Origin of the sequence: Bacillus cereus group sp. RP32 (assembly GCF_040459735.1) — a bacterium.
In the GTDB taxonomy this organism is placed as follows: Bacteria; Bacillota; Bacilli; order Bacillales; family Bacillaceae_G; genus Bacillus_A; species Bacillus_A wiedmannii.
The window spans coordinates 2,320,000-2,333,428 of the sequence record NZ_JARVHO010000001.1 but is presented as its reverse complement, the minus strand read 5'-3'; the positions used below and the strand labels follow the sequence as shown (position 1 = coordinate 2,333,428).

Genomic DNA, 13,429 nt, shown 5'->3' with positions numbered 1-13,429 from the left:
TCAGGTTCAATTCATTATATTTTGTACTTTGTCTTTATACACAACATATTCTTTACCATCCACTACTGCTACTACCGCAAATTCATCATTTGGATTGAATGAAAGCCAATCAGCCCACATGTTAGTATTAGCCCCTCCACTCCACATATTATGCACAGTGTTTTTAGTTAAATTCATAACTTTATAAGACGCATTTGGCGCATTTGTTCCAGTCTTTATTTCAAAAGTGTATGCGTTATGAATTTTTTTATAAAAGTAGAAAACGTTTGCTGGACGAAGCTGATTCAAAAAATCCTTTTCTTTTTTCTCTGCAATTTTTATCCCTTCTTGTAAAGTGACAGCATCTATTCTTAATGCTTTCCAACTGTTTTTCGCTGCATTCAAGCTAGGGGTTAAGAATTTATATTTATTTTGATCAGCTTTTTGATCAGCTTTATCAATATGTCCCAATACACCCGAATATTGAGAATCTAAATCCTCCCATTGCGTAGACATATAAGTAAGAGCAGTGATAGCACTATCAAGCATACTATGCATATCACTAATATTATGAAATGCAACTCCAACTACACGATTCAATGTTATTTTATAATCTACAGTCTGACGCAATTTTGCTAATTCAGGTTCTAGCCAACCTAACTTACCTCTTGCATCACCTATCATTATGCCACCAGCAATCAAGGTTGGAATAAAGGGGATTTTCACCATGTCTAATCCCTTAGATTCTATGTCTTTCTGATATTTTACTTGTCCTAAAAGGTCCTCTAGACGCTTTTGGTCAGCCTCCACATCAGCACCTTGGTTTTTTAAAATCAATTGCAATGTCTCTTTATGACTTCCAAATGTTCTAACATCTTCTCCAATAGCATTTTTTAATTGAATTAATTCTTCTATTAATGCTTTTACAGACTTTTGATTTTGTTGAATTCCTCCTTGTAAATCTGTAATCCTTTTTTTAAAAATATCTCCATTTCCAGTATTGATCGCCTCTACTAATGTTTCATAATGATTTTCAAATTTTGTATCGTATTCTATAATGCCTGTCAATGTATCTAAAAGATGTTTTTTTACTTGTGTAGTCCATGTAACAGCATGCGCTCTTGCATTCTTTTGATCTTGTACAATTTTACTAGGTAAATCTGCATTTCCATTAATAGTTATCCCTTCAAAACTCACATCTGGATTATTAATTAGCAAATAAGAATATTCATTCATAGCTTTTGCAAATAAACCAGCATCTTGCAAAGCTTTTTTCATCTGTTCTTCATTTGCTGAAAGAGACATATCTTGAGTGTTCGTTTGTTCAATTTCAATTGCAAAAGTTTCTATTGGTATGACTGCATAAGTAGTTGTTATAGTTAAAAATGCTGATACAGCGAGTAATTTGTTAGGGATTTTTTTCATCATTTCTTGTTCCTCCTATATAGGGCATGGTTTCAAATTCTAATCTTATTAAAAAGCGATGTCTTTCAAAATGAGTTCTACATCTTTTATCAGTATCGTTTGAACTTTCTTTAGCAGCCTTCAAATCATTAAGTATTAAAAAAATTTATATAATCTGTGCTCCAAATTAATTGATTCTTTTTCAAATTTTTAAAAAGCAATTAAACTACAAGGTTATTTTTTTATTCGAATAATACTTATATATAATTGAAAGGCGAAGTCTTTAATGAGACTCCGCCTTTCTGTTATATAAGGATTTATTAATTATCACTTTTCTGTTTAACAGTTTAATCATAGAATTTCTATGTTTTAGTTTACTTTACAACAGAATTAATATTTCCCTATTTTTGTGGAGTAACAGTTTCCACTTTTAATTCCTTTATTCCTTCTTTTAATGTAACAGCATCTGTTCGTAATGTTTTCCAACTGTCTTTCGCTGCATTTAAATTAGGTTTTAAGAATTTAAATTTATTTTGATCGGCTTTTTGAGCTGCATTCTCAATATGCCCTAGAACACCCGAATATTGAGAATCTAAATCATGCCACTGCGTGGACATATAAGTAAGAGCGTTAATAGCATCATCAAGCGCCTTGTGCATTTCATTAATATTACTGTAAGCAACTCCAACTACACGATTTAAGGTTACTTTATAATCCACGGTCTGACGTAATTCTGCTAATAAAGGCTCTAACTTACCTAAATTATCTCTTGCTACTCCCACTATGATACCGCCAATTATTGGTAGACCCAAAATAGCACCCTTCATTACATTAAACCCATCAGATTCTAATTGTTTATAATAGTTTACTGATCCTAATACTTCTTCTAGACGCTTTTGATCGGCATCAACATCTGCACCTTGATTTTTTAAAATTGACTGCAAGAGCTCTTTATTACTTCCAAATGCTCTAACATCGTGTCCAATAGAGTCTCTTAATTTAGTTAATTCTTCTATTAGTTGTTGTGCATACTTTTGATTTTGTTGAATTTCACCTCGCAAATCTGTAATCCCTTCTTTTAAAGTTTCTCCATCCCCTGTATTAATCGCCTCTACCATTGTTTCATAATAATTGTCAAATGTTGTATCGTATTCAACAATACCATTCAATGTATCTAAAAGCTGTTTTTTTACTTTCGTATCCCAAGTAACAGCATGTGCCCTTGCATTCTTTTGATCTTGTACGATTCTACCAGGTAAATCTACATATCCATTAATAGTAATTCCCTCAAAATTCACATCAGGATTCTTAATTAACATATAAGAATAGGCATTCATAGATTTTGCAAATAATCCAGCTTTTTGCAAGGTCTCTTTCATTCTCGCTTCATTTGCAGAAAGAGCTGTATCTTCATTGTTCGTTTGTTCAATTTCACTTGCAAAAGTTGTTACTGGTGAAACTACATTAGCAGTTGTAATAGTTAATAACGTCGATACAGCGAGTAATTTGTAAGGGATTTTTTTTATCATTTCATTTTCCTCCAATTTAGGTTTTAAATTTCAGTTCTACTCCTGTTTAAAAGCAATATCTTTTGAAATGAATTCTGCATCTTTATGAATATCATTCCAACTTTCTTTAGCAGCTTTTAAATCATCCGGTATTAAAGAGAATTTGTGGTCTTGCATAGAATCGATATTATCCAGTAAATCTGTATAATTTGCGCCCATTGTATTCCATTGCTTTTGAATATTTGTTAGTGACAATATCGCTTGATCTACAGTCTGATATAAATATGCCAATGTTTCTTTCGCGTTAGTAAGCGAAAGAACTGCTTGATTAGCACGATCTGCTTTCATACTTAATTCTCCGATTTTGTTAGAAATTTCGTTATAGGAGTCCATATGCTTAGATGCTGTGACACCAGCCGCAGTTCCTAGACCGATACCAGCTGCACCAAGAGCCGAGAGTCCACCAACAACAGCCGGTGTTGCTGTACCGCCAGTTACAACAATAACTACCGCTCCTCCAATAGCTGCAATAACTAAAATAGCTGCTCCCAATCCACCACCAATTGACCATGCTAATACATCATCAAAATGTTTTTTCTGAGTAGAACGAAGTTGCTCAATTTCAGCTTGAAGTTGTGGAATCGTTGCCTGTTGACCTGCTAATATTGCAGTTAATCCACCTTTCCCATCTGGACCACCAACATTATTTTTAAAATCTGTAGAATTTTGATATAGTTTCCCTTTGAAGTCTTGTAGCATCTTAATCACATTTGTAACTTCTTTTGAATTTGTATTGATTGTAGTAATTAAATCATTTATACCCTCTTTTAGACCTGCCTTATCTTTCTTTTGTACAGTTTCTACTAATGTGTCGTAATAATTTTGAAATTGTTCATCGTAATTTACAATATTACGAGCAGTTTTTTGAATCTGTGGCTTCGCTGTATCTAACCAGTAATTCGCATTGATTCGTGACAGCTCTTGATTAAGGTGAATATTTTTGAGCAACTCTCCCCCCTCTGAGCCTAAATCGATATTAGATAAATTTACATTTGGTTGCTTAATCATTGTTTTTGCGTATAAATCCATTACTAGAATATGAGACCCTGTTTCAGCCAATGCTTTCTTCAGTCCTTCAGGGCCCAATGCATAATTGCCTACTTTTTGTTCTTGAGCGGTCGTTTCTTGTGCAAATGCATGAATAGTGTTACCAGTAGTAGCAGTTATAACAGTTGCTAATGTGGCTAAAGTTAGTACTTTGAATGGAAATTTTTTCATGACTATTCTCCTTCTTTCGCTAAATGCCTATAATCTTTATAGATTTTCAAAAAACGTAATATCAAAATTTGTATACTTGTTCTTCAAGGTAACTTATTACATTTTTTAATTGTCTTAATGTATCTTTTTGAGACTGCTCGTTAGTTGTATCAATATTAGTAGATAATTTTGTAATGCTATTTTTTATTAGATTTAAATCTTCTTTATAGCGCTTTAGTAAATCAAGTTCTACATCTACTTGATTTGCAAACGTATGCAAATCATTTTGTGTAAGAAGAAGCATTGATTTTTGTAAATCAGCTATTGATAATTTCGTTGTTAAATCATATATTTTTTGATTTTGTTTCTCTAAATCATCTAAATATGCTCGCTGTTCTGCTGTTAATTTATTTACTTCAGCAAAAACGCCAAATGTTTTCTTAATCTTTTCAGTATCAATGACCTTCATCAGGTCATACTCTTGTGTTTTGGCTGCGGCTGCGGCTGCTATTTCACCTTGTTTGCTTTTCTCAATTGCTTCACGAACTGCTTTTTTTGCTGATTCAATCTCTAGAGCAGTTTTACCTTGCTCTGTTGCTTCTTGCACTGCTTTTTTCTCTGCTTCTAGAATAGAGTTGTTAATTTCTTTTCCTTTGTTATACGCTGCCACCCCGACTTGAGCAGCTGGTTCAATAATTTCTTTTGAAAGGCTATAAACTTCTTTGAATATAGCAAATCCCTGCTCATTTAAAGCCCCTGGTATTAATGCAATTTGCTGTAAATCATTTTGAATTGCTTTTTTGGTATTTAATATTTCATTTTTTAACTGGTCTATTTTTCCTGTTCCATCTGTACTTAGTATGCCTTGCGCAGTTGCCACATCAGTATCAAAATCTTTTAATTTTTTATCAAGCTGTAATTTAAGATCTGTTAATTCATTGATTTGCCGTTGCGTATTTTCTTGATTCGTCATAGCCATTTCTTGAAGTACTTCAAGTCTGTCCGAAAACCCTTCTCTATCTTCTTTATTATCTACAAACGATTTTAATGTCGGGTAATAGCTATTAAATTTTGTTACAAATCCTTTACTTTTTGAATTTAATAGAATTAACTTTGGATAGAGTTCCGATGACCATTCCTTCATATCTTGTTTGATTAGGAATTGATTTGTATTTAAAGCTGTGACTTCCTCTAACTGTACATTAGGACTCATTAAAGATTGATCAATATACGTTTGGATTAATTTAGATTGCGCACCTAATTTTCGTAATGAAGAGGAAATATCCATGCCTTCCTGTTGAGTTTCTGCTTGAACGATTGGTGTTGCGAGAGTATTGATAGGAATATTTCCTCCAGTTACAATGGATGTGACTAATAATCCCGTAATTATTTTATTTTTCATTCCGTACACTCCTTTACCATTGTTTTTATAACTTAATTCATATAACTTGTACGACCTCTCTCTTTGTAAACTGGTTAGGAAGGAGAAATCTTTCAGATAGGGTAATATCGTTATTTTTTACTTCTAATAGGATGTAAGGATTTTACTTATCTCTCATTTCGATACTCTATTTTTTCAAATATAAATAACAAAAATTTATTAACTATATTTGAATCAAGCACCTATGAATAGTAAATTATTAATTCTTCCCTAGAATTGCGGTTTAACTTACAGAACCGCGAGAATCAATAAACCAATGCTTATAGCTAATTTTGTCATTACATTTTTTAATTTAAATTTAGTAATATGTTTCTTAGTTTTGTCAGCAAACTCCTTACTAGACAACAAAAGGTGAAATTATACTGTACATTGCTTATACTTTTATTGCGGAATAACTTCACTTTTGTTATGCAGAAACTTAGAACACGTTTATTACAAATTTGATTCTTGACCTCTCGTTAATAAATTGACTATTTAGAAAATTATTTACGACATAATGTTACTTACAACTTCACTATAATTCCTATTAGCGTAACCTTCTCCTTTCTGTCTGGTCATACCAGTTATGTTGTTCATTAAAACATTAAATTTTTAATGCGTAAATAGAAAAATTTTGTCGATTAAGCTCGATAATTTACTGTTAAATAAAAATATGAACCGAAAAAAATTATATAAATATAGTTATTCGTAAATTTCATTTCTGTAATTGTAATGATTACAATTAATGTGTATACGGTTAAAAATAACTATTTTAGCTCAACCAAGAAATTTTATTTTAGAAAAAATACTTATAGAATAATATAATAGGTCTTTTTATACTTTTTTACCTTTATTTAGTTATGTATAATTGCATAAAATCTAGATATATTTAGTAATCTATGTTATATTGTTGATTTTTTACAAAAACATCCTAATATCTATACCAATAAATATAAAACGTGAAGATATTAGTCTATAAACTTATCATCGTTATAAACATAGGTTCTAAAATACAAAAAAGCTGCAAAGCTTCCTTGAAACACTTTGCAGCCTTCTGTCTTTTTGTTTTCTTTAACAAAATAATGGTTATTGTATTTTTCAAGTTAACAATACGGTACAAACATTTCCATTGAGCTTTTGCTCACATATGTGTTTATCAAATCTTCAAGAGCTATTTGTTTGAGCTGACGTCAGACTAGTGTTTATCTAATTCAGAACTATACCAATAAAGTGAAACTTTAATCAGTGGGGGTTTTCTTCATCCCTCACTGATTATTAGTTGAACCAATCGGACTTTTATGGGCAGCCCGCCCCCCACCTAACTTCTTTGTTTTCGCTGAATTTTGAGGTGGGGGTCTTACTGCCCATTAAAGTGGGATAAATTCAGCACATGATTGTTATAAAAAAATAGATAAACTTTGTTTCTCCATTATTTTTCTAACTCCTAAAAATTGAAACTGTTCCGCTAACAAGATAATATCAGGTTAATCTCCGTCTACTTGAATACAGGTTCTTTTTCTAGACAAATCACAAACTCTTTCTAGAGTAATAAGTTCAGTATTTTCATTTTTTGGGATACTTACACCCATGTTTAAGTCTTTACATTGGAGACAGCATATAACAAACTTATATTATTGTATATTTTTCACGGTACTGCCTAGGAGTCATGCTTGTATTTTTTTTGAAAACTCTTATAAAATAACTTTGGTCATTAAAGTTAAGCCAAGCACAGATATCTGATAACGAATAAGTAGTGAGTGTTAATAATTTTTTTGCTTCTTCCACTCGTTCTCTTTGAATATATTCGCTTAAAGTGATCCCCATTTCTTTTTTAAATAGTTTAGACAGATAAGTAGGCGTAATTTCTAAATGATTAGCAAGTTCATTCAGAGATATTCCATCGTAAACATTTTTATTAATATGTTTTATACATGTAGTAACCGCGTAAGAATACTTTTTTGCATTGTATTCTTTCACACGATCTGCAAAGGTACGTAAAGCGTCCCCTGACAATCGCTTTACAGATTCTACATTATCTAATTGTTCTAGGGTTTGTATATATAAAATACTATGAGCAAAAGCAATATCTGGTGGTAGATTTCCTTCTATTGCATATCGAGTGGCTAAGGTAATCGCAATAATTCCAAGGTTTTTTTGATTCCTGAGCGGATCCTCTATTAGCATAAGTTCAACATCTTCTTGCGAAACCGCATACATATACTGTATTAACTTTTTTTTATTTCCTTCTTTGATAGTCGAAAAGAAATCATTTACTAATGCCATATTGTGAGTTTTAGGTTTGTTTTGTCGGCGTTTAAAAATATATAAATCAGGTTTCACAATTTTATTAGGAACTTCCTCTAATACTTTATTTTTTTCCAAGACAATATCTACATCTAACTTTTCATTGAAAATCATGTAATGTAATAAAATTCCCATATCAATTAATATAGTTTTTTTAATCTCAGATAAACACTGATAATAAGCAAGTCTTTCTTGAATGTTATCATTTGATTTAAATTCTTTCTGAAATTTTATGATCATATCATCTGAATCTTTTGGATGTATAGTAGGACCGATTATAATAGTCCCTTTAATATCATCATGATTTTCTATATGAATTAGAACAAAATTTTCAAGATAGTTGTTACTTCGGAAAAGTGGCAAGTTACAGGGATCATTTTCTTGATAAATATCAGTAAGATGTTCTTCTTTTGAAGAATAAAAAGGACTACAAACATTATCAGATGTAGAATGATATAAAATTTTTCTGTCTGCAGATAAAATATGTACAGGGGCATTAAATGCTTTATGTGCAAGATCACACAAGTGTTGTATATCGATGGAAGTATTCATTGCATTCTCCTTTATAGATCCATAAAATATATTCTGTTATATATAATTCACGACAAATAATACTATAAAATATCAAATTAGTACAATTCACAACAAAATATTACTATATCTTCTTTATAAAAATCATATATTATTTAATTGTAGTTAGCATCTAAATATCAGAGTAGATCAGTAAATGAAATACATTAAGTTCTTTTCTTAATTCTACAACATATAATTATTGAACTTGAGAAAACAGTGAAGAGCTACAAAATACAGTGGTAGTCAATGCGAGGACCAAGCTGGAAAAAGATTTAAAATGCAGCGAAAGTTACAGGAGATACTGTACCGCCGCAAGAAACAACAGTCAAAGTTCCAATTCAATCACTTATACAAATTGGATTCAAAAAATAAATACTGCTAATTTAAATATGAAACTGAAAAACTATTTTGCTCCAAATTTTAGAAAAAGATAATAAAGAAGTCGTGAAATCGGAAAAAGCTGAAAGCGATAAGGTTATTTTTGAAGCACTATGCTTTGAAAAGTACAAGGTGGAGGAAATTCAAGTACTCAATTAAACTTTTAATTGAGAGAAAGGTCTTTTCATCAACAAAAAATGAATGGAATATTTGAAATATTGTCGGTATAATGCCAAATAGTTTTATCTAATTGGCACTATATTACTGTTCGCAACATTAGTTTTAATTTCCACAAAAGAGGAAAAAATATATATACTTTACAAATACTAAGAATAGCAAACTAGATAGTTTTATTACCGCATCACATAAAGTGAAACTTTAATCAGTGGGGGTTTTGTTCATCCCCCACTGATTATTAGCCCTCACCAATCGGGCTTTTACGGACAGTTGATCCCCCACCTAACTTCTTTGCTTCCGCTAAATTTTGAGGTGAGGGTCTTACTGCCCACAAATAGCGGGATAAACTTATTATTAATTTCCAAATACAATAGTTGTTAATCAACAAAAAAACTTCAATAATTAAGGTACACAGTAAATTGACCTCAAAACAGTAATTACTACAGTATCAGTTTTTACTTATTCTATAAAAAAAGAAATATTACTTAATGATTATTGCCTTATATCGATTTAGACATAAAACATTTTATTATATCGGCTTAAGTATTATGGAATTAAAATTGCAAATAACACCAAAACTCTTTTAAGGTCTCATACATCGTTCGTATTGAATTAATTATCTTTCGATACCTATGTCATTAACACAACTACAAAAGATCATTACAAAGGAATCTGAAAGGTTTTTTTCAATTTCAAAATTTATTTTTTTGTAAATTAAAGGAAAAACAATCCGTATTAACCTGTTAACTGTTTTTCAGGCATTCGAAATAAGCGTTTTGTAATCTCTCCACCGATCAAACCATTTGCAGATGATGATGTATCAGGTCCCAGTGTGACTCCTAGTTCAAAGAGCAATTTCATACTTCATTTGCTCAATAGTACTTGTAGTAGCACAAATAAGAATTTCATTTGTATTACTTTCGTATCTTTGAATATTTATAATTGCACTTCCAATATATTCATAAATAACATGTGCCTAATTATGCTATTTAAGCATGAGTAACCTAATTTCTTCTAGTACTTTTATGGGAACCCTTTCCCTTCCCTTATTCTACCAACTGAATTTGAAACATAAATGTACATTGCATTTCAATATAACAATAAAAGCTACAAAAGCAACGAATTTACTACTTTAAAGTTAAGTGTTTAACCTTGAAGTACTTAAATTCTTTTTTCCAGATAAAGCATACATTATATCTTGATGCTTTATTGTCCTCTTATAATTATGTGGTATCGGAAATTTGTTTCGGTGTTCTTTCATTATAATTAAAGTTTGAAGTTCTATGCACAATACTTTTGCGAGAACATGATAGTTATATCCATTGTTTAACAGAGAAATTATGTCATAAAACATAGTTTTTCCGCCTACTAATTTTACTAATCTATTCTTTAACTCATCCCTTTTTTCTTTAGCTTCATCCATTTCTAACAACATAGATTTTTTATTTGTCTGCTTAATGTATCGAGTATATAACTCTGGGAATTCTTTTTGGACTTCTTTGTTTAATACTGGTTTATATTTAATCATATAAGTAACTTGTAACAATGAGCGTTTTAACAAACTATCTTCAATGAGATATGCTACTTTATTAAATAAATGTACATATTCCTTAATATTGGAATAACTATTAAAATGAGCTAATACTCTACTTTTTATACTAAAAGCCTTGCCTACATAAATAATATTGTCATTATAATCTTTAATGAAATAAATACCACTGTCAGATTTTTTTAATTTATCATCCAATTCTTCTATACTCATAAAATGCAATTCACTCATACTTCTCCCTCTCCTTAGCAGTTTTAAATCGTGAAAAATAAGCAAGGTTTCTAAAAAAGTACTTGTCTCCCCTAGCATCTCTTATTTTATCTCTTGCTAAATGTCAAAAAACTGTTTCTATGTTACTCAACTATCAATATGATTATTAATAAAATTTTCTATCGTTATTATCTCGCAATTTTATCATGTAATTTCGATATCGTTTTCTCATTTAAATTACTGTGTTTTATCGAATAAAAGAAATATATGGCTGCCCCAATAGTAATCCAAATACTAAAGTACATCCATGTCCTTAACGGTAAATTTAGCATTAAAAACACACAACATACAATTGAAACGCTTGGTAATACAGGTACAAAAGGTACCATAAATCCACGCTTTAAATTTGGGTGTGATTTACGGAGAATAATAACTGATAGACAAACTAACGCAAACGTCACCAAACTACCGATATTAACTAAATTAACCAATTCTTTTAAATCAATAAACCCAGCTATTATAGAACTCCCTATTCCTGACAATCCAGTTATAAAAGTGGGTGCTCCAGTTTTCTTATTAACTTTCGCAAATGATTTCGGTAACAATCCATCACGACTCATTGCAAAGAAAACTCGTGTTGCCGCATACATATTTGAAAAAATAACAGCCATAAGGCCAATTACAGCACCTGCAGCAATTGCACTAGCGACTTTTCCTTGTCCTACCACTTCCATTACATAAGCCATTGCCTCAGGAACATTTAATTCTTTATAGGAAACCATTCCTGTCATAACAAGGCATACGATAACATAAATAATTGTACATATGATTAATGATGCAATAATACCGATGGGAAGATTACGTTTCGGATCTTTTACTTCTTCTGCTGAAGTTGCTAATATATCAAAACCCGTGAAGGCGAATAAAATAGCTGCTCCACCCGTAAAAACCCCACTTAAACCGTATGGTGCAATTGGTATCCAGTTCGTTGGTTTTACATAGAATATACCAACTGTAATAAACAATAAAATCATACCAATTTTAACCAATACCATTATATTATTGATTCGTTTACTTTCCCTCGTACCACGGGATAACATCCATGCTAATATCAATGTAATGATTACTGCTGGTAGATTCACAATACCACCATGTGAAGGGATCGTTACTAGAGCTTTAGGTATCTCTAATCCAAACCCTTTTATTAAATTGTGGAAATAGCCTGTCCATCCAGCAGCGACAGCCGCTGTTGCCACAATATATATTAACAGTAAAGACCAACCTACTAGATGAGCAACAAACTCACCAATTGTTACATATGAGTACGTATATACACTACCAGATGCCGGGAGTGTGGAAGCAATTTCTGCGTAACATAATGCTATAAATCCGCATATAATTGCTGCAAGTACAAATGAAAAAATAACTGCTGGACCAGCATCTCTTGCTGCTACTAATCCAGTTAACACAAGAACCCCCGTTCCAATTATCGAGCCTACCCCTAACATAATTAAATCAAATGCTCCTAATGTTTTCGTTAAGGTCTTGCTTTGATTATGCTCTAACAATTGTGTAACGGATTTCTTTTTTAATAACTTACTCATATTCTCTGTATCCCCTTTAAAATAAGGTTTGTTCTTCTCGTTATTGTTGTATATAAATTTACTTAGTTATTAACTAGCCTCATAATATTTCTTTTACATTAAATAGATTTGAAATATTATATAAATTCACTTCTCACTTACTAGTTAAACTAGACATTTCCATAGATTTTTGCGTACAACGTTTCATAGCTGAAATGATAGCTGTTCTTAAACCTTTTGCTTCTAGTATTGCTACGGCTTCTATTGTCGTTCCACCTGGAGAACAAACCATATCCTTCAATTCACCTGGATGTATTCCTGTTTCCAATACCATTTTTGCAGAACCTAATACAGCCTGAGCCGCAAATTTATAAGCTTGTTTTCTCGCCATACCGCCAAGTACAGCAGCGTCTGCCATGGCTTCTATAAACATATACACATATGCTGGAGAAGAACCACTAATAGATGTAACAACATCCATTAGTTTTTCATTTACGACCTCCGTCTGGCCGAAAATATTAAATATGTTCAGTACCTCTTTTATATCTTTTTCTGTAACCATTTCATTAAAACATAACGCAGACATTCCTTCTCCAACAAGTACCGGTGTATTAGGCATTACCCTAATAACCTTTAACTTTCTATCAAATTCATTCTCAGTGCTCTTAATACTTTTTCCTGCAGCAATAGTTACAACGATTACATCATTTTTTATTTGATCTTTTATTTGGTTAATTACCGATGAGTATAAATCTGGTTTGATTGATAAAATTAAAATGTCAGCACTGTTAGCGACTTCATTGTTGTTAGTAGTTATAGTTATGCCATATTTATCACTAGCATTTTTCAAATTACTAACGTTTAAATCTGAACAAATTATTTGATCTGGAGACACTATATTTTTGTTAATCATCCCACCTATCATAGCAATACCCATATTTCCACATCCGATGAATCCTATTTGTTTATTCATAATAATTTGCTCTTGCTCCTTCTACTCTAAATTTTATTGATTTTGAAAATATTATTCTAAATAAGGGCTATTACAATTACTAGGTTTATCAATAGAATTTAAAAATTCTCCTTC

The 13,429-nt window shown here is 31.3% G+C and carries 9 protein-coding genes and 1 pseudogene; 1 reads left to right on the top strand and 9 read right to left on the bottom strand.

Translation table 11 applies throughout. The features are described from left to right. Window positions 1–6: 6 nt before the first annotated feature. The 5 genes from hblB to QCI46_RS11955 all read right to left on the bottom strand — a co-directional run bounded on the left by hblB (window position 7) and on the right by QCI46_RS11955 (window position 8,424). Window positions 7–1,407 (bottom strand): hemolysin BL regulatory component HblB, encoded by a 1,401-nt coding sequence (gene hblB, locus QCI46_RS11975; RefSeq protein ID WP_353840339.1) that lies wholly within the window; start codon window positions 1,405–1,407, stop codon window positions 7–9. A 377-nt stretch (window positions 1,408–1,784) separates the two neighbouring features. Continuing rightward, the gene (hblA, locus tag QCI46_RS11970; protein ID WP_001968418.1) at window positions 1,785–2,912 is read right to left on the bottom strand and encodes a hemolysin BL binding component B; all 1,128 of its coding nucleotides are present in this window, start codon (window positions 2,910–2,912) and stop codon (window positions 1,785–1,787) included. Window positions 2,913–2,948: 36 nt separating this feature from the next. Next, window positions 2,949–4,169, bottom strand: coding sequence for a hemolytic enterotoxin HBL lytic component L1 (hblD, locus tag QCI46_RS11965; protein ID WP_353840338.1), 1,221 nt, complete (start codon window positions 4,167–4,169; stop codon window positions 2,949–2,951). A 61-nt stretch (window positions 4,170–4,230) separates the two neighbouring features. After that, on the bottom strand, window positions 4,231–5,550 hold the full coding sequence (gene hblC / locus QCI46_RS11960; RefSeq protein ID WP_327959664.1) for a hemolytic enterotoxin HBL lytic component L2: 1,320 nt from the start codon (window positions 5,548–5,550) through the stop codon (window positions 4,231–4,233). Window positions 5,551–7,194: 1,644 nt separating this feature from the next. After that, window positions 7,195–8,424: a helix-turn-helix domain-containing protein gene (locus QCI46_RS11955; RefSeq protein WP_327959306.1), complete on the bottom strand. Its 1,230-nt coding sequence runs from the start codon at window positions 8,422–8,424 to the stop codon at window positions 7,195–7,197. A gap of 429 nt (window positions 8,425–8,853) precedes the next feature. Here QCI46_RS11955 and QCI46_RS11950 point away from each other — a divergent pair, with 429 nt between their 5' ends. Beyond that, window positions 8,854–8,982, top strand: coding sequence for a peptidase (locus tag QCI46_RS11950; RefSeq protein WP_098095043.1), 129 nt, complete (start codon window positions 8,854–8,856; stop codon window positions 8,980–8,982). Window positions 8,983–9,735: 753 nt separating this feature from the next. Here QCI46_RS11950 and QCI46_RS11945 read toward each other — a convergent pair. The 4 genes and pseudogenes from QCI46_RS11945 to proC all read right to left on the bottom strand — a co-directional run bounded on the left by QCI46_RS11945 (window position 9,736) and on the right by proC (window position 13,315). Next, window positions 9,736–9,940, bottom strand: a pseudogene (locus tag QCI46_RS11945) (alpha/beta-type small acid-soluble spore protein). Between the two features lie 198 nt (window positions 9,941–10,138). Beyond that, window positions 10,139–10,780: a nucleotide excision repair endonuclease gene (locus QCI46_RS11940; protein WP_353840337.1), complete on the bottom strand. Its 642-nt coding sequence runs from the start codon at window positions 10,778–10,780 to the stop codon at window positions 10,139–10,141. A gap of 167 nt (window positions 10,781–10,947) precedes the next feature. Then, window positions 10,948–12,363, bottom strand: a complete 1,416-nt coding sequence (locus QCI46_RS11935; protein WP_353840336.1) for an amino acid permease — start codon at window positions 12,361–12,363, stop codon at window positions 10,948–10,950. Between the two features lie 133 nt (window positions 12,364–12,496). After that, the gene (gene proC / locus QCI46_RS11930; RefSeq protein ID WP_001041303.1) at window positions 12,497–13,315 is read right to left on the bottom strand and encodes a pyrroline-5-carboxylate reductase; all 819 of its coding nucleotides are present in this window, start codon (window positions 13,313–13,315) and stop codon (window positions 12,497–12,499) included. Between the last annotated feature and the right edge of the window lie 114 nt (window positions 13,316–13,429).

Coding starts and splice junctions, on each gene's coding strand:
- QCI46_RS11955 (WP_327959306.1), bottom strand. CDS start 8,424: ATGAATACTTCCATCGATATACAACACTTGTGTGATCTTGCACATAAA.
- hblC (WP_327959664.1), bottom strand. CDS start 5,550: ATGAAAAATAAAATAATTACGGGATTATTAGTCACATCCATTGTAACT.
- hblD (WP_353840338.1), bottom strand. CDS start 4,169: ATGAAAAAATTTCCATTCAAAGTACTAACTTTAGCCACATTAGCAACT.
- QCI46_RS11935 (WP_353840336.1), bottom strand. CDS start 12,363: ATGAGTAAGTTATTAAAAAAGAAATCCGTTACACAATTGTTAGAGCAT.
- proC (WP_001041303.1), bottom strand. CDS start 13,315: ATGAATAAACAAATAGGATTCATCGGATGTGGAAATATGGGTATTGCT.
- hblA (WP_001968418.1), bottom strand. CDS start 2,912: ATGATAAAAAAAATCCCTTACAAATTACTCGCTGTATCGACGTTATTA.
- hblB (WP_353840339.1), bottom strand. CDS start 1,407: ATGATGAAAAAAATCCCTAACAAATTACTCGCTGTATCAGCATTTTTA.
- QCI46_RS11940 (WP_353840337.1), bottom strand. CDS start 10,780: ATGAGTGAATTGCATTTTATGAGTATAGAAGAATTGGATGATAAATTA.